The organism is Pedobacter sp. PF22-3, from assembly GCF_026239555.1.
In the GTDB taxonomy this organism is placed as follows: Bacteria; Bacteroidota; Bacteroidia; order Sphingobacteriales; family Sphingobacteriaceae; genus Pedobacter.
In genome coordinates this window covers 49,898-75,152 of sequence record NZ_JAPIVP010000011.1, presented here as the reverse complement: position 1 = coordinate 75,152, position 25,255 = coordinate 49,898, and the positions used below count along the sequence as shown (strand labels likewise).

The 25,255-nt window shown below is 40.6% G+C and carries 22 protein-coding genes; 9 read left to right on the top strand and 13 right to left on the bottom strand.

The window, feature by feature from the left end; genetic code table 11:
• Window positions 1-13: 13 nt before the first annotated feature.
• The 3 genes from OQX63_RS14950 (at window position 14) to OQX63_RS14940 (ending at window position 4,203) form a co-directional block, all read left to right on the top strand.
• Window positions 14-1,354 carry an efflux RND transporter periplasmic adaptor subunit gene (locus OQX63_RS14950; RefSeq protein WP_265851655.1) on the top strand — a complete coding sequence of 447 codons (1,341 nt, stop codon included), beginning with the start codon at window positions 14-16 and terminating at the stop codon, window positions 1,352-1,354.
• A gap of 264 nt (window positions 1,355-1,618) precedes the next feature.
• Window positions 1,619-2,617, top strand: a complete 999-nt coding sequence (locus OQX63_RS14945) for an NAD(P)H-dependent glycerol-3-phosphate dehydrogenase (protein ID WP_265851654.1) — start codon at window positions 1,619-1,621, stop codon at window positions 2,615-2,617.
• Between the two features lie 1,244 nt (window positions 2,618-3,861).
• Window positions 3,862-4,203 (top strand): hypothetical protein, encoded by a 342-nt coding sequence (locus OQX63_RS14940; protein WP_265851653.1) that lies wholly within the window; start codon window positions 3,862-3,864, stop codon window positions 4,201-4,203.
• A 111-nt stretch (window positions 4,204-4,314) separates the two neighbouring features.
• On the opposite strand, the gene rimO is transcribed toward OQX63_RS14940, so the two are convergent.
• The 6 genes from rimO to rpmB all read right to left on the bottom strand — a co-directional run bounded on the left by rimO (window position 4,315) and on the right by rpmB (window position 8,261).
• A complete protein-coding gene (gene rimO / locus OQX63_RS14935; RefSeq protein ID WP_265851652.1) occupies window positions 4,315-5,646 on the bottom strand; it encodes a 30S ribosomal protein S12 methylthiotransferase RimO in 1,332 nt (443 codons plus the stop codon).
• An 82-nt stretch (window positions 5,647-5,728) separates the two neighbouring features.
• Window positions 5,729-6,103 carry a GxxExxY protein gene (locus OQX63_RS14930; RefSeq protein ID WP_265851651.1) on the bottom strand — a complete coding sequence of 125 codons (375 nt, stop codon included), beginning with the start codon at window positions 6,101-6,103 and terminating at the stop codon, window positions 5,729-5,731.
• Window positions 6,104-6,201: 98 nt separating this feature from the next.
• Complete coding sequence (gene ftsY / locus OQX63_RS14925; RefSeq protein WP_090501231.1) at window positions 6,202-7,164, bottom strand: signal recognition particle-docking protein FtsY; 963 nt, start codon at window positions 7,162-7,164, stop codon at window positions 6,202-6,204.
• 394 nt (window positions 7,165-7,558) lie between these two features.
• Window positions 7,559-7,714 (bottom strand): DUF4295 domain-containing protein, encoded by a 156-nt coding sequence (locus OQX63_RS14920; RefSeq protein WP_010599808.1) that lies wholly within the window; start codon window positions 7,712-7,714, stop codon window positions 7,559-7,561.
• An 86-nt stretch (window positions 7,715-7,800) separates the two neighbouring features.
• On the bottom strand, window positions 7,801-7,983 hold the full coding sequence (gene rpmG, locus OQX63_RS14915; RefSeq protein WP_010599807.1) for a 50S ribosomal protein L33: 183 nt from the start codon (window positions 7,981-7,983) through the stop codon (window positions 7,801-7,803).
• Between the two features lie 44 nt (window positions 7,984-8,027).
• The gene (gene rpmB / locus OQX63_RS14910) at window positions 8,028-8,261 is read right to left on the bottom strand and encodes a 50S ribosomal protein L28 (RefSeq protein WP_025145121.1); all 234 of its coding nucleotides are present in this window, start codon (window positions 8,259-8,261) and stop codon (window positions 8,028-8,030) included.
• Window positions 8,262-8,552: 291 nt separating this feature from the next.
• On the opposite strand from rpmB, the gene acs reads away from it, so the two are divergent.
• Window positions 8,553-10,448 (top strand): acetate--CoA ligase, encoded by a 1,896-nt coding sequence (gene acs / locus OQX63_RS14905; RefSeq protein ID WP_265851650.1) that lies wholly within the window; start codon window positions 8,553-8,555, stop codon window positions 10,446-10,448.
• Between the two features lie 69 nt (window positions 10,449-10,517).
• On the opposite strand, the gene OQX63_RS14900 is transcribed toward acs, so the two are convergent.
• Together OQX63_RS14900 and OQX63_RS14895 are read right to left on the bottom strand one after the other, a co-directional pair.
• Window positions 10,518-11,897 (bottom strand): RagB/SusD family nutrient uptake outer membrane protein, encoded by a 1,380-nt coding sequence (locus OQX63_RS14900; RefSeq protein WP_265851649.1) that lies wholly within the window; start codon window positions 11,895-11,897, stop codon window positions 10,518-10,520.
• A gap of 16 nt (window positions 11,898-11,913) precedes the next feature.
• Entirely contained in the window at window positions 11,914-15,000 is a 3,087-nt protein-coding gene (locus OQX63_RS14895; RefSeq protein ID WP_265851648.1) for a SusC/RagA family TonB-linked outer membrane protein, read from the bottom strand.
• A gap of 202 nt (window positions 15,001-15,202) precedes the next feature.
• On the opposite strand from OQX63_RS14895, the gene OQX63_RS14890 reads away from it, so the two are divergent.
• Both OQX63_RS14890 and OQX63_RS14885 read left to right on the top strand, forming a co-directional pair.
• Entirely contained in the window at window positions 15,203-15,388 is a 186-nt protein-coding gene (locus OQX63_RS14890; protein WP_090501239.1) for a CsbD family protein, read from the top strand.
• Between the two features lie 66 nt (window positions 15,389-15,454).
• The gene (locus tag OQX63_RS14885; protein ID WP_265851647.1) at window positions 15,455-16,504 is read left to right on the top strand and encodes a glycoside hydrolase family 130 protein; all 1,050 of its coding nucleotides are present in this window, start codon (window positions 15,455-15,457) and stop codon (window positions 16,502-16,504) included.
• Between the two features lie 178 nt (window positions 16,505-16,682).
• Here the strand turns inward: OQX63_RS14885 and uvrA are convergent, their stop codons facing one another.
• Window positions 16,683-19,187, bottom strand: a complete 2,505-nt coding sequence (uvrA, locus tag OQX63_RS14880) for an excinuclease ABC subunit UvrA (RefSeq protein ID WP_265851646.1) — start codon at window positions 19,185-19,187, stop codon at window positions 16,683-16,685.
• Between the two features lie 293 nt (window positions 19,188-19,480).
• Window positions 19,481-19,663 (bottom strand): hypothetical protein, encoded by a 183-nt coding sequence (locus OQX63_RS14875; RefSeq protein WP_265851645.1) that lies wholly within the window; start codon window positions 19,661-19,663, stop codon window positions 19,481-19,483.
• A gap of 250 nt (window positions 19,664-19,913) precedes the next feature.
• Here OQX63_RS14875 and OQX63_RS14870 point away from each other — a divergent pair, with 250 nt between their 5' ends.
• From OQX63_RS14870 to OQX63_RS14860, 3 genes are read left to right on the top strand one after another with little or no spacing between them, the layout of a single operon-like run.
• Window positions 19,914-20,894: an NAD(P)H-binding protein gene (locus tag OQX63_RS14870; protein WP_265851644.1), complete on the top strand. Its 981-nt coding sequence runs from the start codon at window positions 19,914-19,916 to the stop codon at window positions 20,892-20,894.
• Window positions 20,891-21,346, top strand: a complete 456-nt coding sequence (locus OQX63_RS14865) for a DUF2147 domain-containing protein (RefSeq protein WP_265851643.1) — start codon at window positions 20,891-20,893, stop codon at window positions 21,344-21,346. The genes OQX63_RS14870 and OQX63_RS14865 overlap by 4 nt, the downstream gene beginning before the upstream one ends.
• A gap of 31 nt (window positions 21,347-21,377) precedes the next feature.
• The gene (locus tag OQX63_RS14860; protein ID WP_265851740.1) at window positions 21,378-22,298 is read left to right on the top strand and encodes a helix-turn-helix domain-containing protein; all 921 of its coding nucleotides are present in this window, start codon (window positions 21,378-21,380) and stop codon (window positions 22,296-22,298) included.
• Window positions 22,299-22,409: 111 nt separating this feature from the next.
• Here OQX63_RS14860 and OQX63_RS14855 read toward each other — a convergent pair whose 3' ends face one another.
• The 3 genes from OQX63_RS14855 to OQX63_RS14845 form a co-directional block, all read right to left on the bottom strand.
• Window positions 22,410-23,321: a helix-turn-helix domain-containing protein gene (locus OQX63_RS14855; RefSeq protein ID WP_265851642.1), complete on the bottom strand. Its 912-nt coding sequence runs from the start codon at window positions 23,319-23,321 to the stop codon at window positions 22,410-22,412.
• A gap of 284 nt (window positions 23,322-23,605) precedes the next feature.
• Complete coding sequence (locus OQX63_RS14850) at window positions 23,606-24,052, bottom strand: ester cyclase (protein ID WP_265851641.1); 447 nt, start codon at window positions 24,050-24,052, stop codon at window positions 23,606-23,608.
• Window positions 24,053-24,065: 13 nt separating this feature from the next.
• Window positions 24,066-24,830, bottom strand: a complete 765-nt coding sequence (locus tag OQX63_RS14845; RefSeq protein WP_265851640.1) for an SDR family NAD(P)-dependent oxidoreductase — start codon at window positions 24,828-24,830, stop codon at window positions 24,066-24,068.
• Window positions 24,831-25,255 lie beyond the last annotated feature (425 nt).

The window sequence follows — 25,255 nt, the reverse complement described above, 5'->3', positions numbered from 1 at the left end:
TACAATACAAATTATGAAACTGAAGCATATTATTATTACCGTAGTTGCTATCGTAGCCCTTCTGGTTGTGCTAAAACTGACAGGAGTGATCGGTGGAAACAAAACCGAAAAAGTAACTACAGAAAAAGCGTCAGATAAAACTGTTGTGGAAACAGTAACGGCAAGTGGAAAAATCCAGCCAGAAACTGAGGTTAAATTGAGTTCGGAAGTATCTGGAGAGGTAGTAGAGTTAAAAGTAAAAGAAGGCGATATTGTTAAAGCAGGCCAATTGCTTTGTAAAGTACGTCCGGATGTATTACAATCGGGTTATGAAAGAACCGTAGCAAGTTTTAATGCACAAAAAGCCAGTGTAGCTGCAGCGCAACAACAACTTGCTCAAAACCAGGCTAATTTTATAAACGCAGAAGCTACTTATAAACGTAATGTTGAACTTTTTAATAAAAAAGTAATTTCAGCTTCAGAATTTGATGCAGCTAAAGCGGCATTTTTAACGGCTAAAGCAAATTTAGCCAGTGCTAAAGAAAATGTAACCGGTGCCAAATTTACCTTGGAGCAAACGGGTGCGAATGTTAAAGAAGCGGGTGCAAACTTGGCTAAAACCACTATTTACGCACCAGTAGATGGTGTAGTTTCTAAACTATCAATAGAGCTTGGCGACCGTATTTTGGGAACTTCGCAAATGGCAGGTACTGAAATAATGCGTATTTCTAACCTCTCATCAATGGAGGTGAATGTTGATGTAAACGAGAACGACATTACCCGTGTTAAAGTTGGTGATAAAGCTTCTATCGAAGTAGATGCATTTTCAGATAAAAAATTCAGAGGCGTGGTTACTGAAATAGCAAGTTCATCAACTGCAGTTGGAACCGCAGTCTCTACTTCTGTTGATCAGGTGACGAACTTTTCGGTAAAAATCCGCATCACTGAAGAAATGGAAGGTAAGCAACAATCTATTTTCCGTCCTGGGATGTCGGCAACAGTTGATATTGAAGCAGAGTCGTTAACGGGACTGGCCATTCCAATCCAGGCGGTTTTTACCGATAACGTAAAATCAGGCGACAATAAAAATAACCAGGGTAACCAGGAAGATACCGATAAACAGAAATCGAAACTGACCGATAAAAAGGTGAAGCAATATATTTACACTTACGATGCTAAAAGCAAAAAAGTTAAAAAAACTGAGGTAACTACCGGTATTCAGAATGATCAGTTTATTATTGTAAAATCGGGTGTTAAAGCCGGCGATGAAGTGGTAACCGGTCCGTATTCTGCTATTCAGAACAAGTTAAAAGATGGTATGGTGGTAGAAAAAACAGCTAAAGACCAATTGTTTAATAAAGACGGTAAGAAGTAGCCTTTTGGGCTGTAAGGTTAAAAGTGTGAGGTGTAGGGTTTTGCCTGTTCGCCTCACACTTTTATCGTAAATATCTATAAGAAATAGTAAATTGCCATCTTTAAGGTGTATTCCTATGATTAGGGTGTAAGGTTTAGGATTTAAAGCATTGAGTTTAAACCTTAAATTTTACACCTTTTGCCTTACACCTTTTACCTTAAACTTTAGTACATGGTACATAATAACCTTTTGCCTTTCACCTTAAGCCTTATACCCTTTTAAAATATGGTACCTAAAATAGCAATGATAGGGGGCGGGAGCTGGGCTACTGCCATCGTTAAAATGCTTGCAGATAATTTGTCTGAGAAAGAAATTTTTTGGTGGATGCGTAATGAAACAGCCATTGAGCACATTAAAAAATTTAAACATAATCCGCATTACCTTAGTTCTGTAGAGCTAAAGCTTGCCGGCGACAACATCTCGTCCGATATCCATTCGATTATAGAATCAGCTGATTTTGTTATTTTAAATGTACCGGCTGCATTTTTAAAAGAAACCCTCTCCACCATTACCCCCGATGATTTAAAAGGCAAGAAAATAGTATCGGCCATTAAGGGAATCGTGCCTGAAGATAACCTGATTATCGGAGAGTTTATGCACGAAAAATACAACATCCCATATCATGATATTCTGGTGGTAAGTGGTCCTTGCCATGCCGAAGAAGTTGCATTTGAAAAACTATCTTACCTCACCATAGCTTGTACCGATGTAGATAAAGCAGCGGTATTTGCCTCTTTTTTAAGTACACGCTATATTAAAACCAATGTTTCTGACGATATTTTTGGCACCGAATACGCTGCGGTTTTAAAAAATATTTACGCGGTAGCCAGTGGCATTTGCCATGGCTTAGGTTATGGCGATAATTTTCAGGCGGTGCTCATTAGCAATGCGATAAGTGAAATGAAACGCTTTGTAGATGTAGTTCATCCAATAGATCGCGACATTAAAGAATCAGCTTATCTGGGCGATTTGCTGGTTACTGCTTACTCGCAGTTTAGCCGCAACCGTACCTTTGGCAACATGGTGGGCAAAGGTTATACGGTAAAATCGGCGCAATTAGAAATGAATATGGTAGCCGAAGGTTATTACGCTGCAAAATGTATGCACATCAAAAATCAGGAGTACAATGTAGACATGCCAATTTGTAAGGCCGTTCACAGCATCATTTACGAGAAGAGGTCGCCACAGATCGAAATGAAGCTATTAGCCGAAAAGTTGAGTTAAGTAGGTATCTGCTGTACGATTTAGATTCAAGTTGCAAGTAGGTTTAAATCATTATTTTGGCCTAGTGCTCCAAAAAAGAATAAAAATGATTTATAAAGCAGGTTTCTTTGCTTTTCGGTTAGTGCAGGCCTTCTTTCCGCTATTATCTTTTTGTGAGGGTTTAGTAGAAGCATTTTAAGTTTGAGGGTCAAAAAGGATAGCCGCTTCAATAAGGTTTATTGAACAGGGGGGAGTGTAAGAAACGGGCCAGCGTTTTGCCCAGTATGGTACGTTAAGACTTTTTTTTTGCTGTACTGTGTTTTTAGCCCCGGGCGTAACGGCATCCCCGAAGCGCAGCGGAGGGATATAGCAGAGCACGGGAACTGACTTTAATCGTTGTCACCGCACATGCGCTCCAAACAAGAATAAAAATGATTTGTAAAGCAGGTTTCTTTGTTTTTGGGTTAGTGCAGTCCTTCTTTCCGCTATTATCTTTTTGTGAGGGTCTAGTAGAAGCATTTTAAGTTTGAGGGTCAAAAAGGATAGCCGCTTCAATAAGGTTTATTGAACAGGGGGGAGTGTAAGAAACAGGCCAGCGTTTTGCCCAGTATGGTAGGTTAATACTTTGTTTTTTGCAGTTAACTGTGTTTTTAGCCGCGGGCGGAGCGGCATCCCTGAAGCGCAGCGGAGGGATATAGCAGAGCACGGGAACTGACTTTAATCGTTTGCTACAGCCCTTGCGCTCCAAAAAAAGGACTAAAAGTAATTTGTAAATCAAGGTTTGTTACTTTTCGGCTAGTACAGTCCTTCTTTCCGCTATTATCTTTTTGTGAGGGTTTAGTAGAAACATTTTAAGTCTGAGGGTCAAAAAGGATAGCCGCTTCAATAAGGTTTATTAAACAGGGGGGAGTGTAAGAAACAGGCCAGTGTTTTGCCCAGTATGGTACGTTAATACTTTGTTTTTTGCAGTAACTGTGTTTTTAGCCGCGGGCGGAGTGGTATCCCTGAAGCGCAGCGGAGGGATAAAGCAGAGCACGGGAACTGACTTTAATCGTTGTCACCGCACATGCGCTCCAAACAAGAATAAAAATGATTTGTAAAGCAGGTTTCTTTGCTTTTGGGTTAGTGCAGTCCTTCTTTATCATATTGTACTTCGGTTTACTTGCTTAAAAAATAATATTTTAAAACTTTATCTTTATTCGTGTAACAGAAATAAAACAAATGTTATCATCAACTGTTATCCTGTAAATAAAAATATAGCTGTCATGAAAAAGAAACTAGTAATGGGTTTATTAACAATGGCCTTAATTGGCGGTGTAACCCTTAGCGTAAGCGCGCAAGAGAAAAAAACTGAAGTAGGTAAAGCATTAGACAAAACCGGAAAAGCAATTGGAAAAGGTGCTAAATCGGTAGGTAATAAAACGGCTGAAGTAGCGGTAAAAGGTAGTTCGAAAGTTGCTGATAAAACCTGGAAAGGTAAAATGGCACCAGATGGTTCTGATGTTTATATCAATTCAAAAAATGAGAAATACTATGTAAACTCAAAAGGAGCTAAAATCTGGTTAAAACCTAGTCAGATTAAAACCAAGCCAGCTTCTAAAAACTAATCGTATTAAACAAGCGGTTTCATAAAATATATGAATTGCTATCTTACGATAGCCTTAAAAACAAAAAATCCCAAAAGTATGCTTTTGGGATTTTTTGTTAATTATTTTTTATTAAACAATTGTTCCGTATAAATCGAAATCTTCTGCTCTGTCAACCTTCACATGAACAAAACTTCCATTAGCGGCATAACCTGTTGCAGCATCGATTAAAACTTCATTGTCAACTTCAGGCGAATCAAATTCAGTTCTGCCTACAAAAAAATCACCTTCTTTTTTATCAATCAGTACTTTAAAGGTTTTGCCCACTTTCTCCTGGTTAATATCAAATGAAATACCTTGCTGTATTTCCATGATTTCATCCACCCGCTCTTGTTTTACATCTTCGGGCACATCATCTACCAATGTATGGGCATGTGTTTTTTCTTCGTGCGAGTAGGTAAAGCAGCCTAAACGATCAAATTTGGTGTCGGCAACCCATTCCTTCATTTCTTCAAAGTCCCGTTCTGTTTCGCCCGGATAACCACAGATCAAAGTGGTACGCATGGCAATATTCGGAACTTTATCTCTAATTTGGTTAACCAGATCAATGGTTTTCTGCTTGGTGGTACCACGGCGCATCGATTTCAGCATATTATCAGTAATGTGCTGTAATGGCATATCCAGGTATTTACAGATGTTCTCACGCTCGTTCATGGCATCTAAAATTTCCATCGGGAAACCAGAAGGGTAGGCGTATTGCAGTCGGATCCATTCAATACCTGGTACATCCGATAAGCGACGCATCAGCTCGTCTAATTTGCGCACACCATAAAGATCTAAACCATAGTAGGTAAGGTCTTGAGCGATTAAAATCAACTCTTTTGTGCCATTTTTGGCCAGTATTTTAGCTTCGTTAACCAATTCTTCCATGGGCTTGCTCATGTGCTTACCACGCATTAAAGGAATGGCACAGAACGAGCAAGGACGGTTGCAGCCCTCAGCGATTTTGAAGTAAGCAAAGTGAGACGGGGTAGTGAGCAAACGTTCGCCAATCAGCTCGTGCTTGTAGTTAGCACCCAGCTCGTGCAGAATATTCTGTAAATCGTTGGTGCCAAAAAAGGCATCTACGTTGGTAATTTCCGATTCCAGTTCTGGTTTATAACGCTCAGAAAGGCAGCCCGTAACCACTACTTTACCAATTTTACCAGCTTCTTTTAACTCGCTGAACTGAAGAATGGTATCAATTGATTCCTGTTTAGCATTGTCGATAAAACCGCAGGTATTAATCACCACGATATCATCTTTACCCATTTTGTCCGATTCGTGGGTAACATTGAGGTTGTTGCCGCGCAACTGGCCCATCAATACTTCCGAATCGTATATGTTTTTAGAGCAACCTAAAGTAATCACATTGATTTTAGGCTGTTTAATTGCGCTTTTACTTCTTACTATTTTGGTATTCATATTATATTGATTTACGCCTTCCTTGCGGTTTGATTCCACAGATTTGGCGATTCCACAGATTAAATGTGGAAATTTTAATAGATCAAACGGATATTCTCCTGACCTCGCAACTTGTGTTGCCAAAGTTAATCAATAATCCTGTTTTAATTTTGCTGGCTTTCAAATAAGAGATAAGCTGATTTTGGAATAATTTGGGCTGATAACCAGTTATAGACTTTAACTCAACAATTACTTTTTGTTCTACTACAAGGTCACATCTAAATTTGCCAATAGTCTGGCCTTCAAATATTACAATAAACTCTTTTTCAGTCTCAAAATTTAGCTTTGCCTGCAGAAGTTTAATTTTGAGTGCATTGACATATATCTTCTCCAAAAAGCCTGGCCCTAACTGATTATGTACATCATAGCAGCAACCAATTATAATCCCTGTAAGCTCATGATTTTCATATTCTTCCATTATTGAAATTAATAAAAATCTGTGTGATCCACTAATCAGTGTAATCACCCACGAAGTGAACCTGCAGCTAAATCTTTAGTGGAATCAACCACGAAGTGTTACTTAAACAAACTATTCACAAAATCTTTTTTATCAAAGAGTTGCAAGTCGTTTATTTTCTCACCCACGCCAATATATTTAACCGGAATTTTAAACTGATCGGAGATGCCAATGACCACACCGCCTTTCGCTGTTCCATCTAATTTGGTAATGGCCAATGCATTTACATCCGTAGCTTCTGTAAACTGTTTGCACTGCTCAAAGGCATTTTGCCCGGTAGAGGCATCTAATACCAATAAAATTTCGTGCGGTGCACCTGGTACTACCTTTTGCATGACCTGTTTAATTTTACCCAGCTCGTTCATCAAACCAATTTTGTTGTGCAAACGTCCTGCGGTATCAATAATCACCACGTCCTCATTATTGGCCACGGCCGATTGTAAGGTATCAAAAGCAACTGAAGCAGGATCAGAACCCATGGCCTGTGCCACCACCCTAACGCCTACACGTTCGCCCCAAAGTTTAATCTGGTCAACCGCTGCAGCCCTAAAGGTATCGGCGGCACCTAAAACAACCTTTAAACCCGATTCTTTAAGTTTATGTGCCAGCTTACCAATGGTGGTGGTTTTACCCACGCCATTTACACCAACCACCATAATTACATAGGGTTTATGATCGCCATATTCGAACTGACGGAAATCATTGCTGTTGTTCTCTGACAGCAACAATTGGATCTCATCACGCAGGATAAAATTAAGCTCATTGGTGTTCAGATATTTATCTTTGGCCACGCGCTCTTCAATGCGTTTGATGATTTTTAAGGTGGTACTTACGCCCACATCAGAAGTAACCAAAACCTCTTCAAGGTTATCGAGTACCTCATCATCAACGGAAGATTTTCCTGCTACGGCTTTGGTAATTTTATTAAAGAAACCGTCTTTGGTTTTCTCTAAACCTTTATCCAGTGCTTCCTGAGCTTCAGGCGCAGTTTCTTTCTTTTTGAAAAAATCGAATAAACCCATTAGTTATTAATTGTGTTTTTTAAAAAATCGGTAGGTGTTTGTATAGCTATTTTGCTTCCAATAAAGCCTTTTATATTTCTTGTCACGATAAGATCAATCTGGTTCAGTTCTGCTGCAGCATTTTGTACTGCATCTTCGAAATCTGAAAGTTTAGAATGGATTGCGAACCTCGTTTAAAATAATAACTTCAACCGCTTTGTTTTTTACATCAAATCCCTCGGGGGCAGAAATAGTTCTCCATTTTCAGAAACCTTTGTTTTAAACTTATATGCTTCCATAGTGATGTTTTTTCAAAGATAATCAATTATTTCCTGACGTAATTTTCAATAACAAAAAAAGCCCTTCCGGTTAAAACGGAACGGCCTGTAATATTTTATGTTAAAAAATATTAACCTTATTTAGATGCAATAGCATCTTTTACGTGGTCGTTGTGTACGATAAGTTCTTTGAATGAGTAAGCACCGGTTTTTGGTGATTTTACCATTGTAATTACTTTCGAATATTCTTTACCTGTACCTGTTTTAAGGGTTGCAACTACTTTCTTTGCCATGTTCTTATAAAATTTAATGATTGAATGATAGATGGATAGAATGGAGGGAATATATACCCTAACCTGCTACCCTTACACCATCAATCTTATTTAATCTCTTTGTGTACGGTTACTTTTCTCAATACTGGATTGAATTTTTTCAATTCTAATCTTTCAGTAGTATTTTTACGGTTTTTGGTAGAAATATATCTAGACATACCTGGCATGCCACTTTCTTTATGTTCAGTACATTCTAAAATAACTTGAACTCTGTTACCTTTTTTTGCCATTTTATTATAAATTGAAAACTGTTAATCTCAACAGTTAATGTTTTTTACAAAAATCCTTTTTTTACGAAACGGTTAATTGCTTCGCTAATGCCCACTTTATTGATGGTTTTAATCGCTGAAGTAGAAACTTTCAACGTAATCCAACGGTTTTCTTCAGGAATATAAAATTTCTGAAGTTGTAGGTTTGGGTAAAATTTGCGTTTGGTTTTAACGTTCGAGTGAGAAACGTTGTTACCTACCATTGCTTTTTTTCCTGTTAAATCACAAACTCTTGACATGACTTGTAAATATAGTTGTTAATATCGTCCGCTTAATTTTTTTAAGAGTGTGCAAATATCTGAATAATAATTGTAAACGGCAATAGCCTAGTTAATTATTTTTTACAATTAATATTTAATATGCGGTAAGCGCCTTTGCAATTTTGTTATTCGCAATGTTTAAATCTCCAGAACTTAAAAATAAATGTTTCTCCTTAACAGTTTGTCTTCATTTTGATACGATAACACTATTTTTCCTTGGTATTATTTATTTAAATTAGCAGCCACGAATCCAAAATATAAAAACAAGCGATGCAAATTACATCTTTTAAGCAATACGAAGAAGATTATAAGAAAAGTGTAGAAAACCCTGAGCAGTTTTGGGGCGAAGTGGCGCAAAACTTTCAATGGCGCAAACCTTGGTTTAAGGTACTATCCTGGAACTTTAACGAGCCTAATATCAAGTGGTTTGAGGGAGCAAAACTTAACATCACCGAAAATTGTTTAGATCGCCACCTCGCTACCAATGGCGATAAACCCGCTATTGTTTGGGAACCGAATAACCCCGAGGAAGAAAGTGTGACTTATACCTACAAAATGTTGCACGAGCGTGTTTGCCGCTTTGCCAATGTTTTAAAACGCAATGGCGCCAAAAAAGGCGACCGGATCTGCATCTATATGCCCATGGTGCCAGAACTTGCGATAGCGGTTTTAGCCTGCGCGCGCATCGGTGCCGTACATTCGGTTATTTTTGGTGGCTTTTCTGCCAAATCAATCGCCGATCGGATTAACGATTCGCAGTGTAAAGTGGTGATTACGGCTGATGGTGCTTATCGTGGCAACAAACAGATTCCTTTAAAAGATGTAATTGACGATGCACTGATCGGTTGCCCAACTGTAGAGAAATGTATCGTGTTAACCCATGTGCGTACGCCTGTATCGATGTTAAAGGGGCGTGATGTATGGTGGGAAGATGAAGTTAAACACGTAAACGATGTATGCGAAGCAGAAGAAATGGATGCAGAGGATATGCTCTTCATTTTATATACTTCTGGCTCTACGGGCAAACCTAAAGGTGTGGTACATACCTGTGGCGGTTATATGGTTTATGCCGGTTATACCTTTTCAAATGTGTTTAATTACCAACCTGGCGAGGTTTATTTCTGCACGGCTGATATTGGCTGGATTACCGGGCACTCCTATATTGTATACGGACCGCTTTCGCAAGGTGCAACATCCGTATTGTTTGAAGGCATTCCAACTTATCCGAGCCCATCTCGTTTTTGGGATATTGTAGAAAAACACAAAGTAAATACCTTATATACCGCACCTACAGCCATCCGTTCTTTAATGAGTTATGGGGATGATCCGCTTAATGGCAAAGATTTAAGCTCCATCCGTGTTTTAGGCTCAGTAGGAGAGCCAATCAACGAAGAAGCCTGGCATTGGTTTGATGAGAAGATAGGTCATGGCAAAGCGCCTATTGTTGATACCTGGTGGCAAACCGAAACAGGAGGAATCATGATTTCGCCTATTGCAACGGTAACCCCAACCAAACCCAGCTTTGCTACCTTGCCCTTACCAGGGATCCAGCCGATCTTGGTAGATGAAAATGGTAATGAAATTGAAGGAAACGGGGTGATGGGAAATCTTTGCATTAAATTCCCCTGGCCAGGGATGCTGCGTACCACTTATGGCGACCACGAGCGTTGCAAACAAACTTATTTCTCTACTTACGAGAATTTATATTTTACCGGCGATGGCTGTTTACGCGATGAGGATGGTTATTACCGGATTACGGGCCGGGTTGATGATGTATTAAACGTTTCTGGACATAGAATAGGAACAGCAGAGGTAGAAAATGCCATTAACATGCACGCCGGTGTTGTAGAAAGCGCGGTGGTGGGTTATCCGCATGATGTAAAAGGGCAGGGTATTTATGCTTTTGTGATTTATCCTGATATGCATGGTGAGGCAGAATTATCTAAAAAAGATATTTTGCAAACAGTTACCCGCGTAATCGGCGCCATAGCCAAGCCTGATAAAATATTGTTTGTGTCTGGTTTGCCCAAAACACGTTCAGGCAAAATTATGCGCCGTATTTTACGCAAAATTGCCGAAGGCGATACCTCCAATTTAGGCGATACCTCTACCTTGCTTGATCCGGGTGTGGTAGAAGAGATTATTGAAGCTGCTAAGAAACTGTAAGATAAATATATTTAACAACAAAGCCTCCGGATGTAAATCGGAGGCTTTGTTGTTTATTGTAATCTAGTATTAGTATCCAGGGTTTTGAACCAGGTTTTTATTTGCATCAATCTCCCTTTGTGGAATTGGGAAAACTAAGCTGGTAGAATTCCATGGTATGTTTCCAATATTTGTTTGCGTTCTTTTAGCATCGTGTAGTGAAAATCCCTCAAAAGCAAATTCAAGTTTCCTTTCATTAAGGATATCTGCTAAAGTAGCAGTAGTTGTGGTTAAGCCAACTCTATCTCTAACTGTAGTGAGATCTTGTAGTGGTGTTATACTGCCAATTGGCGCTGCAGGAGCTAAGCGTGCATTAGATTCTGCCCTGATTAAATACATTTCTGCCAGCCTAATAACCGGAACATTCCCGAATTGATTGCCGAATTTTGCCGTAAACATGTCGTCATCGTCATAAAAAGCATTAATCCTGTCATCATCAGGAGCATAAGTCTCATCAATCCAATCTTGTGAAATTACCGCATCTCCGCGGCCACCAAAAGTTGATGAACCATAAAACTCATTAAAACCATTAAATCCGGTAAGCGTTGTTACTTGCACAGCAAAAACATCTTCAGTAGAATTGTCTCCAGGTCTTGCGGGCCTTCCACTTTCTGGCATTTTAGGGAAAGCAGCAAGGTATGTACCTGTTAGTTGATAATTTCCGGAAGCAATCACCCGGTTTGCAGCTGCCCCGGCCGCGCTATAATTACCCATTTGTAAATAAAGTCTCGCTAGCATTGCAGCTGCTGCAGACTTAGTTGCGAAAAAACCATTAGTAGCCGGAAGTTTAGCTTCTGCATCTGTTAAATCAGTTATAGCCTGATTGTAAACGGCAGCTACAGTAGCCCTACTTACATAATTCGCTTCGCTTATGAGGTTAGTTGGAGTTAACACGATGGGTACTCCCAAATTCGTGCCTGGAGAACCATCATTGTAGGCTTTTGCAAATACCCTAACGAGTTCGAAATATGCCGACCCCCGGATAAATTTAGCTTCTCCTTCTACTCTGCTCTTTTTTGCAGGCTCTACTTTATCAAGGGCAGCAATTACATTATTGGCATCATTAATTGCGGTATATCCTGCAGCCCATACGTTATCAACATAACTATTTGTTTTTAAAAGCTTTTTATTGATGGCCTGGGTCAGTTCCTCGTAGGTCCCAAACCATTCAATAGCGTCAGTATTTGCTAAGAAATCAGTCATCAAGAGTGGACGTCCACCAAAAAAATTACGGCTGCCAAGATCAGCATATGCACCAACCAGTGCACCCTCAACATCTTTTGAAGTGATCAAAGCATTTTTTTGATCAACGGTATCAATAGGATTTATATCAAGCGGTTTTTTGCACGAAGATAAAGCCATCAAAAACATGCAAGCAAATATGATATTATTTATATATGTCTTTTTCATTTTGATTCTTTTTTAATTATAGGCCAATGTTAATACCAAATGAAATTACACGTGGCTGTGGTGCTGAGTAAAAATCTACACCTTGATTAATGTTTGTCGATTGATAATCTGCATTAACCTCCGGGTCCCAGCCTTTATATCCTGTTATGGTAAGCAGATTTTGAGCCGTAGCATATAACCTTAATTTGCTTAATTTAATTTTAGTTAATATTGAAGTAGGGAAATTATAACCAATTGTTAACGTTTTTAGCCTGACATAAGAGCCATCAGATAAATACCTGGTCGAGTTTCCAATGCCATTACCAGCAAACAAACGTGGCTCTGGAACAGATGTAATATCACCTGGTTTGTCCCAATAGCTCATTTGATCTGTGGTTTGATTATCATAGCCGTTTGAGCCATTAGCGCTCATGTACTGGCCACCTGCATTAAAGATTTTATTGCCTTTTACACCTTGAAAAAATATACCTAAATCGAAATTTTTGTATGAAAAAGTGTTGTTTAAACCGAACGTATATTTTGGATTTGGGTTGCCTGCAAAAATCCGTTGTGCATCGTTAATGTTATTTGTCGTACTTCTGTCTATATTGCCATCAACTACTGTGTTTTTGTAATACAAAGCATCACCATTGGCCGGATTTACCCCGGCATATTCAGGCAGGTAAAATACACCGATTGGTTGACCGGAAATAGCTGCATTTATTTCGTTACTGTTTAAAACCTGCCCACCCAGGTTGGTAATCTTATTGTTGTTAATTGCCCCCGTTATTGCAGTTGACCATTTGAAGGCACCCACAAAATTTTCTGTATTAATACCCAATTCAAACCCGGTGTTTTTTAACGATCCTAAGTTTTGCGTTTTGGTAGAAAACCCTGTAGTTTGAGGAATCGGCACATCCAATAGCAGGTCTGTTGTGTTTTTTTGATAGAAATCGAAAATTCCGGTAATTCTATTCTTTAAAATACCAAAATCAAAGCCGATATCGAGTTGTTTGGTTTTTTCCCATGTTAAATCAGGATTGGCTATTCGCGAAGGAGTTTGCCCAGGCAAACCGCCATATGCCCCTGTTCCAGCGAATAAACCACGGGCAGAATAATTGCCAATTTCGGCATTACCGGTTAAACCATAACTTACCCTAAATTTTAATAAACTGATGGTTTCACTTTGTTTTAAGAAATCTTCTTCTGATGCAATCCAGGCCAATGAACCTGCCGGGAAATACCCATATCTATTGTTGGCTCCAAAACGTGATGAACCATCGGCCCTTACACTAAAGCCCACCAAATAACGATCGTTGTATTTATAATTTGCCCTAAAGAAATAAGACAGAAAGCTAAAAGCACCTTCATTACTGGTTGCAATTACTTTTGTTGCAGCAGAACCTAGTTTAATGTAAGAATCACTTGGGAAATCCTGTCCTTCAATGGTGCTGTATTTGGTGGTCGATTTTTGATAACTTGTACCCAAAATAACATCAAAAGCACTTTTTCCAATAGTTGTATTATAACTGAAGAAATTATTAGTATTGGCATTAATTATAAAAGTTGAAATATTTTGACCGTATCCATTTGATGTGCCTGTATTTCTAAAAGTTAATGAACCATAATAACTTTCTTCGTTTTGATTTAAGTTGTCAATAGAAAAATCAGTACTGAATTTTAATCCCTTAGCAAGGTTTATATTCGCAAAAGCTTTGCCAATTGTTCGGTAGACTGTTGCTTTGTAAAAAGCATTGTCTACACTGATAAAGGGGTTATAGTATACAGGGTAGTTTGAGGCTGCCCCAGGCAAAGTACCGCTGATTAAACCCGACCTTGGATCGATAAACGGTGTAATGGGCGAAAGTGCTACTGATTGTAGTGGACTTGAAAAGGCATTATCATTTGATATCCTGTTATTAATACTATTCGAGAAATTAAGGTTAATACCTACTTCTAAAAAGTCGGTTACTTTATTGGTCAGGTTTAATCGGCCGCTGTAGCGTTTATAACTGTTTCCAATCACAATTCCTTGTTGATCTAACGCCTGACCACCAATATAAAATTTCGTTTTTTCATTCCCTCCGGTCAAATTCAGATCATACTGTTGGGTAACCGGTTTGTCTTGAAAAGAAGCAGCTTCCCAGTTTGTGTTTACCTTATAAGTTTGATAATCATTGTTGCCAGCCGAATATCGGTTCAAACGGGCTTCTACACTTTCCCTGTAATCATCTAATGCTTCTTGCAAAGTTGCATAATCTCCGTTAAGGAAATCCTGGTTGGCAGCGCCTTGCCCGGCTCTACGCTCTAGCTGAACATATTGCTCTGCGTTTAAAAAATCCCTATGGTTAGAAGGGGAGCTTACTCCGCCTAATGCGTTAAACTGGACAAGTGTTTTGCCTGCCTTACCTTGTTTTGTAGTAATCAATACTACGCCATTTGAAGCCCTTGCACCATAAATTGCTGATGCCGATGCATCTTTTAAAACTTCAATTGATTCGATGTCGTTGGTATTTATATCTGCCAAAGCACTCGTTGGTGCAGTAGTACTGGAAAAATCACCAGAAGTAATCGGGATTCCATCAACAATGTAAAGCGGTTCACTACCTGCAGTTACTGATGCAGCGCCCCTCACCCTAACGGTAATCCCCTGACCTAATTTTCCATTTTGTGCTGCAATTTGCACGCCTGCTGCCTTTCCTTGTAAGGCTTGCTCAAAACTCGTAACTGGTAGGTTCTCCAGATCTTTAGCTTTAACCGAAGCTACCGATCCCGTTACATCCCGTTTGTTCTGCGTACCGTAACCCACCACAACCACATCGGCTAAGGCATTGTTTTCCTCCTCGAGCTTTACATTTAGGGTTGGCCCCGTAATGGGTACTTCTTTGGCTTTATAACCGATAAAACTAAAAACAAGCGTTTTAGCATCATCTGCAACCGTTAATTTAAAAGCCCCAGTGGCATCGCTCTGTGTGCCGTTGGCCGGCGAGCCTTTTACAAATACGCTAACACCCGGAATTGGTCCCGAGGCCGACGTCACCTTCCCGGTAATCACTTTGCCCTGCGCGAAAGCAAACGAAATTACACTGAGAGATAAAATCATACTGAAGAGTAGTTTTTTCATCAAATTGTAAGTTTAGTTAGTAATGTTTAGTAAATGGATAAGAATAATAGCCTTAATATACCCAAAACCTATATAAAACCTGAAGGAATAACATAAAATTAGCTGCTTATTGAGGTAATAGACCAAAAAGGCGAAACAAAACGGGGCTTAAGGTTGTTTATTCTGTGTAAAACATATTATTCACCACCAAAAAATAACCCCTATGGATAAGTTAGAATTAAAAGGAAAGTGGAACGAAATAAAAGGAAAAGTTAAACAGGCTTATGCTGATTTAACCGACGACGATTTAAAACACGAAGAAGGACAGGATGATGAGTTGTTGGGCAGACTGCAACAAAAAACAGGTAAAGGAAGAGATGAACTGGTAAAGTGGATCAACTCTTTATAATATCCATTCAATAATAAAACAGGCGACCAAAAAAAATGGTCGCCTGTTTGTTTTAAAAACATTTTTATGGCCGATATTGCCCAACGGTTTCCGCAAAACCACATACTCGCACCCAAAAATCTGTCACCCAGTAGAGATGGGCTGGAAATTGCCTGCCTGCTTAATCCCGGTGTTTTTAACTTTGAGGGGAAAATATGGTTATTGATCCGGGTAGCCGAAAGGCCTAAACAAACAGCGGGTATTATCTCTTTCCCCATTTTAACCCAGGATGGCATCGAGATCCTGGCCGTTGAAGAAAACGACCCGCATGTAAATGCTACCGACCCGAGGATAATTCACTATAAAGGGGCCGATTATTTAACCACACTATCGCATTTACGATTGGTTTGCAGTGATGATGGTATTCATTTTTATGAACCGGAAGGTTACCCTTTATTACAGGGCGAAGGCAAAGATGAAACCTTTGGCATTGAAGATTGCCGCGTAGCCTTAATTGGCCATACCTATTATCTAAGCTATACGGCCGTTTCGGCCCATGGTGTGGGGGTAGGGCTGCGGACCACCACAGATTGGAAAAACTTTGAGCACCATGGCATGATCATCCCTCCGCACAATAAAGATTGCGCCCTGTTCGAAGAACGTATTAACGGCAAGTTTTATGCCCTGCACCGCCCCAGCAGTGTAGCTTTGGGTGGTAATTACATCTGGCTGGCCGAATCTCCTGATGGCATCCACTGGGGCAAACACCAGTGCCTCATCAAAACCAGGGCCAACCTTTGGGATAGTGCCCGTGTAGGCGCCGGTGCAGCACCCATTAAAACGGCAGCCGGCTGGCTCGAAATTTACCACGGTGCTAATGAGAAACACCAGTATGCTTTAGGTGCTTTTTTAATGGATTTAAATGATCCCGCTAAAGTACTGGCCAGAACAGAAGCGCCGATAATGGTACCTCAGGAAGATTATGAATTACACGGTTTTTTTGGCGAGGTGGTATTTACCAACGGTCACATCGTTAAAGGTGATGAATTAACCATTTACTACGGAGCGGCCGATGAGTTTGTGTGCGGGGCAAAGTTTTCGGTAGAGGGAATTTTAAGTGCATTGAATTATTTTTAGTACTTAATTTTTCGTTCCCGCTTAATTGGAAAGCATAACTAATCGCGCGTATGTGGTTCAAGGTAACGTTTCTGCATAAAGTTATAATTAGATTCAGGTTAATCTATTTTGATACGTAGCATTCATACCTAGCCGCAGATTTGCTGATTTTTTCTCAGTAGCGTATCCCTAAAGCTGATTATTGGTTTTTATACGCTTTCAGGTACCTGGCGGTTTTACTGTCCGCGTTTTGGCATAGCGCTTCAGGGAGGCCCGAAAACACAACCTTTCCGCCAAGGTCCCCGGCGCCTGGTCCAATATCAATTACCCAGTCGCTTTGTGCAATCACCTGCATATCATGCTCCACAACAATTACGGTGTTTCCGCTGTCTACCAGTCTGTTTAGCTGCAAGAGCAGCCGCTCAACGTCAGCAGGATGGAGTCCGGTCGTAGGTTCATCAAGAATATACAGTGAAGCGCCTTTATTGCTTTTTTGCAGCTCCGTTGCCAATTTAATGCGCTGCGCCTCTCCTCCAGATAGTTCTGTTGCAGACTGTCCGAGCCTGAGGTAACCAAGGCCCACCTCCCGTACAACATTTAGCCCCTGGTAAATCTGGAGGTCTTCATCGAAAAAATTGCATGCTTCCTCAACCGTCATTTCCAAAACCTGCGCGATATTTTTATTTCTATAAGTTACCTGTAAAGTTTCCGGATTGTACCGGGTACCGCTGCAGGCCGGACAAGGGGTATACACACTCGGTAGAAACAGTAGTTCCACCATCACAAATCCTTCACCCTGGCAATTGGCACATCGGCCCTTGGCCAGGTTAAAGGAAAATCGTCCGGCATCATACCGTTTTTTTTTGGCTGCAGGTGTGTCGGCAAATCGTTTGCGTATGTGGTCAAAAAGTCCGGTATAGGTAGCAAGGTTTGATCGTGGTGTTCTGCCGATGGGACGCTGATCTACTACAACCAATCTGGCTATTTCCGCTGCTCCACCAGTGATTTTCCCACCGGCCGGCGCTGAACTGTCAGCTAAAGGATCATCCGCTGTGGATTCGCTGACAATTTCATTTTTGATTCCCAATTGCTTTGAAAGTAACTCCACAAGTACCTGGCTAACCAAACTGCTTTTTCCCGAACCCGAAATTCCCGTTACGCTGGTCATTACACCAAGCGGGAAATCGATGTCCACATCCTTCAAATTGTGTCTTTTAGCCCCTCGCACGCAGAGATACCCCTTGGATATTCGGGGTTGGTGTTCAGTCAGATTGGCGGTGCCTGAGAGAAATCTCCCGGTTACGGAGTCCGTATTCTTTTTCAGCCCGGCAACCGTGCCACTGTAGATAATCTGCCCGCCCTGCTCTCCTGCACCCGGTCCTACGTCAATAACCCAGTCTGCGCGTTTAATCACCTCTATTTCATGTTCCACCACAAAAATGCTGTTGCCGGCATTTTTTAACTTCTCCAGTATACGCAGTAAGGCTTCAGTATCTGCAGGATGTAATCCCGCCGAGGGCTCATCAAGAACATAAACCACACCGAAAAGATTGGAGTGTACCTGGGTGGACAAACGTAGTCGCTGTAACTCCCCTGGTGAAAGGGTTGGGGTACTTCTATTTAGGGTAAGGTAGCCTAAACCGAGCTCCAGCATCACACTGATTCTGGCGCGTATGTCGGTAGAAATTCGTTGTATTACCAGCTGCTTTTCTTCGGGTTTTACTTCCTTTTCAGTCCTGGCAGGTTCACCGAAAAGTTTCGAAAGTTCAGCTAATGTCATTCCGGAAGTTTCTGCAATATCCTTGCCTTTGAATTTCACAGACAGTGCTTCTTTTTTCAGCCGCTTCCCCGCACAAACCGGACATTTCTGGCTGATCATATATTTCGAGACCCTTTTTTTCATCAGTTCAGACTGGCTTGCGGCAAAGGTTTTCAATACGTAAGCCCGGGCACCAATAAAGGTACCCATATAATCCGGCGGTAGCTTTTTTGCAACGGCTAAAGCGGTTTCCTCCGGTGAAAGTCCTGGATAAACTGGCGCTGTAGGCGTCTCTTCAGTGAACAGTATCCAATCCCTTTGCTTTTTTGGTAATTTTTTCCATGCAGTATCAACATCGAAGCCCAGCGATACCAAGATGTCCCGCTGGTTTTGACCCTGCCATGCCCGGGGCCAGGATGCAATTGCACCCGCTCTGATGCTGAGCGTATCGTCAGGTACCATTGTTTCCTCGGTAACTTCGAAGACACTGCCCATACCGTGACACGCCTCGCAGGCACCTTCGGGTGTATTGGGAGAGAAACCTTCGGCATAGATGATGGATTGACCGGGTGGATAGTCTCCGGCCCGGGAGAAAAGCATTCTAAGCAAGTTAGATAGCGTGGTTACGCTGCCAACTGACGATCTGGTGGAAGCACCTGAACGCTGCTGTTGCAGGGCAACTGCCGGGGGCAATCCCTCGATGGAGTCTACTTCAGGAACATCCATCTGGTTAAAAAGCCTGCGGGCATAAGGCGAAACGGATTCCAGATAGCGCCGTTGTGCTTCAGCATAGAGTGTACCGAATGCAAGAGATGATTTTCCTGATCCTGAAACACCGGTAAATACGACTATTTTATCCCTGGGAATCTCAAGGGAAATATCTTTCAGATTATGTTCCCTCGCACCCTTCACGCTGATCACATTGGCCTTGTTCTTTTTCTCCATCACTTAACAATTGTATACAACTAGCAACAGATATTAGCGGACTAGGTTTGGTGAAATCTGAAATCACTTACCCAAGGCCAAATTTGAGTATGCATTTGGAATGCGACCGAAGGTTTGATAATAATACGATCAGTATGGCAAGTTAAAATTTCGTAGGAATGACGCCCATGCAATTGGCGCTATACGAGGTTTTTATTCGCTTACGCAAATTTGCTGAAAGTCGCAGGACTGGATGAAGTCATATAAAACTAATTCTACTATCAACACCACATACCACAAACCATTCAGGGGCACTACTCCGAACGTAGTATAATTGGGTTGTCTCCCGCCTTTGGGATATCATCTTCATGATTATGCGCTTCCAATGCTATTGCTGCTTCCAACTGCGCTGAAATTTTGGTAAATCTAGCGTCACTTTTGAGAAACGTTATCAGCGCAATTAAATCATGTTTACTGGCATCTATCTGTACTTTCATGCATTTATTTTTACAAAATATGGGCCAAAGCGATAAGCTTTCTTAAAATTTTACCACTTCGCTTACGCCAATTCATGGCCGATGAATACCCGCTAAAGAATAAGATGCAGTACTGTTACCCGGGCTAATGCAAGAAATATTTCTCTACAAAGTTTAATAGCGTGTTTTTGAACACAAGAAAAGCGGATTTGAACACGTGGGCGGAATTCAATTGACTGAGCTTTGCATCAGAAATAAATATTAAATTAATATGAAAATAGTTGTGACAGGTTCATTAGGAAATGTCAGTAAGCCGCTGGTGTTGCTATTGATTGAACAAGGACATCAGGTTACCGTAATCAGCAGCTCGGGCGCAAGGAAAGCAGCAATCGAGCAGTTGGGTGCAAAGGCTGCGATCGGACAAGTAGAGGACATCGTTTTTTTAACTAAAACTTTTGAGGGTCATGATGCTGCTTATTGTATGCTTCCGCCCTTTAACTTTTTCGGAGATCAGACACTTGATTATCAGAAACAGGCATTAAACATCAGCAAAAATTATGTTCAGGCGATTCAAAACTCGGGAATAAAAAAAGTAATACAGCTGAGCAGTGTTGGTGCCGAAAAGCCCACCGGGGCAGGGGTACTGGTTTTTCACCATATTGCAGAAAACGTTTTTAAACAACTTCCTCAGGATGTAGTTGTTACCCATCTTCGCCCGGGCTCTTTCGATTATAATTTGTACGCCTTTATGGACATGGTTAAGGGCAAAGGCTTTTTGGAAGGTTTTATCGGTAAATTACTCTACTTCAGGCATTATGGTCTGAAAGGTCTTTTCAAAGGATATTCAGGCATTATATTGTCGAACTATGGTGGAACTGACAAAATCGCCTGGGTATCGCCCATAGATATCGCATCCGCTATCGCCGAGGAAGTTAACGCTCAGCAAGGAGGAAAGAAAGTGAGATATGTTGCCAGTGAAGAACTTACCTGCCAGGAAATAGCCACTGTTTTGGGAAAGGCCATCGGAAAGCCCTACTTAAAATGGGTACTGATCAGTGACAAGCAAATGACTGACGCGTTTACGCAAATAGGGGCATCGTCCGAAATCGCCACAGCATTTACGGAAATGAATGCGGCGATGCATCATGGTAGTCTGTTTGAGGATTATTTCAAAAACAGGCCAGCCATTTTGGGTAAAACAAAAATGAATGATTTTGCGAAAGCATTCGCCTTAAAATATAACGAGCAATGAGACAGCTATTTCTAACCATCCTCTTTCTAAATTTTTCTACCATGTTATTTTCACAGTCAAAAGCCGATGATATTGTTGGTGTATGGTACAGTCCGGTAAAAGAGGGCAATGTACAGATATTTAAAAACGGTAACAATTATTATGGTAAGCTAACCTATTTAAAACATGCTGTTGATCATGATGGAAACCCCGTTTTAGATGTCAATAATCCTGATAAGGAAAAACGGAAACGGCCTTTGGTAGGAATTTTATTGTTAAAAGAAATTACTTTCGATAATAAGAAGAACAAGTGGAAGGGAAAGCTCTATGATTACGATGGGGAAAAAGGAAATACCTATGATTCATATCTGACCATGACCAAAAACGGCAGCCTCAATATCAAAGGTTTTTGGGGACTTTCTTTCTTCGGGTTAAATCGCGGGCTGACTTTGGAAAGAGTTGATGTGGAATAATCTTATATTTAGAACTTTTACGCTAACCGGAATGATTTTGCAGCAGCCCTACAGAATAAAAACAATCAAGGAATATCATAAAATACTAGGTATAGGCCATCCTGAACATCCTATGATTAGTGTTATAGATCTAGCCGAAATAACACCTTACAGGAGTGAAGAAACCATCAGGGTGGTATTCGACTTTTATTTGATCTCACTCAAAAAAGTGGAGGCTGGAGATGTACAGTATGGCTACGGGCAGCAAAAATATGATTTTGATGAGGGGATATTGTTCTTTATATCCCCTAATCAGGTATTTTCATTCAAAGCAGATGATGATTTCAGGAGTGCAGGAAGTATGCTGCTCATCCATCCTGACTTCCTTTGGGGAAATCCATTGGCCAAAGCCATCAAAAAATATGAGTTTTTCAACTATGCAATAAATGAAGCGCTGTTTGTTTCTGAGAAAGAAGAAATGGTATTGCGAAGTTTTATCAAAAATATCGAACAGGAATACCATTCACACATCGATAAATTTAGTGAGTCGATCATCATCTCCCAGATTGAATCATTCCTCAATTATTCAAACCGCTTTTATATGCGTCAGTTTCTTACCCGTAAAATATCCGGAAGTCAAATCCTGGATAAACTGGAAAAAATTCTCGATGACTATTTTAATGATGAAAACATGATCAATAAAGGATTGCCTACCGTACCCTATATTGCGGCACTTCTGCATTGTTCTCCCAACTATCTGAGTGGGATTTTGAAGGCCCTTACCGGTCAGAATACCCAGCAGCACATTCACGAAAAGATCATTGAAAAAGCAAAAGAAAAACTTTCCACCACCACACTTACCGTCGGGGAAATTGCTTTCGCGCTGGGATTCGATTACCCCCAGTCGTTTAGCAAACTATTTAAAAGCAAAACCGATCTTACTCCCGTTGAGTTCCGTGCGTCCTTCAATTAATTTTAAACGATTGCTCACTTGATGGCCGATTTTTTAGCATAATTGAAATCAAGAATGGAGTGCTTTCATCGATACATCACAACCAGTAGAATGAAGTTGGCTAACCGTTTTTTAATTAAATGATTTCCGAAACTCCAGTGGCGAGAAGTTTGTCTTCATTTTAAAAAATTTACTGAAAGATTGGGGATGTTCAAAACCGAGCGCATAGGCGATCTCACTCACCGAAAGACTGGTGACAGATAATTTGGCCTTTGCCTTCTCAATAAGTTTATGATGGATGTGTTCCTGAACATTTTTACCGGTGAGCTGTTTTAACAGACTGCTTAAATAGTCGGATGAAACATTCATGGCATCTGCAACAGTTTTTACCGATAGTAAACCAGCTTCCTGATGTTTTTCAGCAGAGAAATGGTTGTTAAGAAAATTCTCCACTTTAACCAGCATTTGGTGGCTGCTGATTTTTCTGGTGATGAACTGCCGGTTGTAAAATCGTTCACAGTATTTGAGCAACAGTTCAATTTGAGATACAATGAGACCTTGCGAGAAGCCATCGATATTATCATGATATTCCTGCTTTATACTTTCGAAAATATGAAGTATGCTGGTTTCCTCCTTACTGGAAAGAAAAAGTGCTTCATGAATGGAATAATCAAAAAAAGAATAATTTTTGATCTGCTGGGCTAAAGCAGATCCCCATAAAAAATCAGGGTGAATCTGCAACAGAAAACCGGATCCGCCTGTTGGCGAACCCTGATCTCGCTCTATCCGCAAAACCTGGCCTGGCGCAACGAAAGACATCAGCCCTTCATCAAAATCATAAATTTGTTGTCCGTAATGCAGCTTTGCCCCAATATCACGCTTTAAAGCAATCGAATAAAAATCCATTACCATATTTACCGCTTTTGCATCATCCGGAAATTGCAACAGGGCATAATCAACGAGACTTATTAATGGGTGCTCAGGTTTAGGAAGTCCTCTGAAACGGTGGTATGCTGTAATCGACTTGATGGTAACAATTTCCATAGATGCAAATTTAAAGCTTTATTTACCTGTTGTATAACATACAGGATGAAAATCTAACATGATTCTTAACAACTTTTAACCTGAACCCGATAATAATTCAATTAAAATACTGCCTGATAGAGGGGCTATCCTAACCGATTCTTCAGGCTGAACTTGTTTCAGCATCTTTTTACCAGGAAATACGCTGAATTGAATCCGCTAGCTATCGGATCAGGCTGACGGCCTATTTGATCAAAAAACAGTATAAGCTACTATAGGCCATATGAATCATCGAACTCAGGTTATTAAGTAATGTCCTTAGGTTTGCCGCTGGTTAAAAGTCCGAACCAATCTTCCAGATGCCAGGTATGGGTAAGCTTGCCATCCTTTAAATGATGAAACTCGTGCAACGAAACAGATACTTGTTGATGAGTGGGCGGAATCCCCATGATTTCATTCACATGGGTAAATTTCATTGAAGCCCTTACGGCTGCCCGTTCATGAGTTCCCAAAATTTCGTGGATCTCCACCTCGATATCAGGGCAGGCTTCAAAAAGATAGCTCATGATATCCTGAAGACCTTTCGGTCCATCGGCCTGTCCGGGAGCCAAGGGAATATCTTTCCAGTCAGGCATACAGATTTCATCGAGTATGGCCGTATTTTTCCTGTTAAAAGCACCGTAAAATTTCCTGATGGTATCCAGCTCCGTTTTCGTTAATGCTTTTACCAAATCTCTTTCCTTATTTTCCATTTTCATATCGGTCTTAAAGATTGGATCCTCCTGAAATTTCTATTCTCTGGGCGTTGATCCAGCCTGCGGCATCACTGCATAAAAAAGCAACTACGCCGCCAATATCTTCAGGAAGACCGACCCTTCCCAGAGCAGTTTGTGATGCCAGGTATCTGTTCATTTGTTCATTGTCCCGAACAGCACCGCCCATAATGTCGGTTTCAATCGCGCCCGGGGCGATTACATTTACCCTGATATTTCTCTTACCCAATTCCTGGGCCTGATACTTTGTTAATGTTTCCATAGCACCTTTTAATGCGGCATAAGCTGCAAAACCAGGTGTAGCAAAACGTGTAAGGCCCGAAGAAACATTTACGATGCCACCAAAGGGTTTCATTTTTGGCAATAGCTTTTGCGTCAGGAAAAATGGCCCTCTAAAATGTACATTTTCCATTTCGGTAAACTGCTCTTCGCTTAAATTTTCAAATGCTGCATAGTGTATAAAACCAGCATTGTTGATTAGAAAATCAAACCCGTCGGTGTTCAGTTGAGACTGTAATGCTGATATCAAAGTTTTTGTAAAATCATCGAAACCTGAAGAATCGGAAACATCAAGCTTCAATGCAATTCCCTTTTGTCCCAGCTTTTCAATTTGTTTTACCACTGCTGCTGCAGCTTCTTCCTGATTGTTGTAGGTGAAAACGATATCCAATCCATTTTTAGCCAGATTGAGGACTATATCTTTCCCGATACCGCGGCTGCCACCAGTAACAACCGCAATTTTGTTTTGAGCTAACATACTTCTGTTTTTTTAATTAATATGAAGCAAAGGTATGTGGTCAATCAAACGGGAATGTAGCCATAACCGATCTGTTTGTAGCCAAAACCTGCCTGAGTGACTATTTTGGTTTTTTCGGAAATCTTTTTCGCAAACTGGCATGAGATCAGCTATAAACAGATATGAAAGGTTCTTACCCAATCATGGTTGCAGCATTGTTTAATTTTTGTTTAAGCGTTAAATGAATTTGTAAATGTGATACGATGGTTTGGGGAGGTGTTCAGCAAATGTTGTAAGCCGTTGCCGCTTTTGGTGGGGCCACAGGAGTTTCTTCCTCAACAGCAATTTTTTTTGAACAGGCAGACAGGGACAGGACTCCGATAAATCCTGAATAGATAAGGATGTTTTTAAATTTCATTGTTTTTTAAATGTCTAACGAGTGTCGC

What these genes read in the sequence shown, in the direction of transcription:
- OQX63_RS14950 (WP_265851655.1), top strand. Translation starts at nt 14, where the DNA reads ATGAAACTGAAGCATATTATTATTACCGTAGTTGCTATCGTAGCCCTT.
- OQX63_RS14945 (WP_265851654.1), top strand. Translation starts at nt 1,619, where the DNA reads ATGGTACCTAAAATAGCAATGATAGGGGGCGGGAGCTGGGCTACTGCC.
- OQX63_RS14940 (WP_265851653.1), top strand. Translation starts at nt 3,862, where the DNA reads ATGAAAAAGAAACTAGTAATGGGTTTATTAACAATGGCCTTAATTGGC.
- rimO (WP_265851652.1), bottom strand. Translation starts at nt 5,646, where the DNA reads ATGAATACCAAAATAGTAAGAAGTAAAAGCGCAATTAAACAGCCTAAA.
- OQX63_RS14930 (WP_265851651.1), bottom strand. Translation starts at nt 6,103, where the DNA reads ATGGAAGAATATGAAAATCATGAGCTTACAGGGATTATAATTGGTTGC.
- ftsY (WP_090501231.1), bottom strand. Translation starts at nt 7,164, where the DNA reads ATGGGTTTATTCGATTTTTTCAAAAAGAAAGAAACTGCGCCTGAAGCT.
- OQX63_RS14920 (WP_010599808.1), bottom strand. Translation starts at nt 7,714, where the DNA reads ATGGCAAAGAAAGTAGTTGCAACCCTTAAAACAGGTACAGGTAAAGAA.
- rpmG (WP_010599807.1), bottom strand. Translation starts at nt 7,983, where the DNA reads ATGGCAAAAAAAGGTAACAGAGTTCAAGTTATTTTAGAATGTACTGAA.
- rpmB (WP_025145121.1), bottom strand. Translation starts at nt 8,261, where the DNA reads ATGTCAAGAGTTTGTGATTTAACAGGAAAAAAAGCAATGGTAGGTAAC.
- acs (WP_265851650.1), top strand. Translation starts at nt 8,553, where the DNA reads ATGCAAATTACATCTTTTAAGCAATACGAAGAAGATTATAAGAAAAGT.
- OQX63_RS14900 (WP_265851649.1), bottom strand. Translation starts at nt 11,897, where the DNA reads ATGAAAAAGACATATATAAATAATATCATATTTGCTTGCATGTTTTTG.
- OQX63_RS14895 (WP_265851648.1), bottom strand. Translation starts at nt 15,000, where the DNA reads ATGAAAAAACTACTCTTCAGTATGATTTTATCTCTCAGTGTAATTTCG.
- OQX63_RS14890 (WP_090501239.1), top strand. Translation starts at nt 15,203, where the DNA reads ATGGATAAGTTAGAATTAAAAGGAAAGTGGAACGAAATAAAAGGAAAA.
- OQX63_RS14885 (WP_265851647.1), top strand. Translation starts at nt 15,455, where the DNA reads ATGGCCGATATTGCCCAACGGTTTCCGCAAAACCACATACTCGCACCC.
- uvrA (WP_265851646.1), bottom strand. Translation starts at nt 19,187, where the DNA reads ATGGAGAAAAAGAACAAGGCCAATGTGATCAGCGTGAAGGGTGCGAGG.
- OQX63_RS14875 (WP_265851645.1), bottom strand. Translation starts at nt 19,663, where the DNA reads ATGAAAGTACAGATAGATGCCAGTAAACATGATTTAATTGCGCTGATA.
- OQX63_RS14870 (WP_265851644.1), top strand. Translation starts at nt 19,914, where the DNA reads ATGAAAATAGTTGTGACAGGTTCATTAGGAAATGTCAGTAAGCCGCTG.
- OQX63_RS14865 (WP_265851643.1), top strand. Translation starts at nt 20,891, where the DNA reads ATGAGACAGCTATTTCTAACCATCCTCTTTCTAAATTTTTCTACCATG.
- OQX63_RS14860 (WP_265851740.1), top strand. Translation starts at nt 21,378, where the DNA reads ATGATTTTGCAGCAGCCCTACAGAATAAAAACAATCAAGGAATATCAT.
- OQX63_RS14855 (WP_265851642.1), bottom strand. Translation starts at nt 23,321, where the DNA reads ATGGAAATTGTTACCATCAAGTCGATTACAGCATACCACCGTTTCAGA.
- OQX63_RS14850 (WP_265851641.1), bottom strand. Translation starts at nt 24,052, where the DNA reads ATGGAAAATAAGGAAAGAGATTTGGTAAAAGCATTAACGAAAACGGAG.
- OQX63_RS14845 (WP_265851640.1), bottom strand. Translation starts at nt 24,830, where the DNA reads ATGTTAGCTCAAAACAAAATTGCGGTTGTTACTGGTGGCAGCCGCGGT.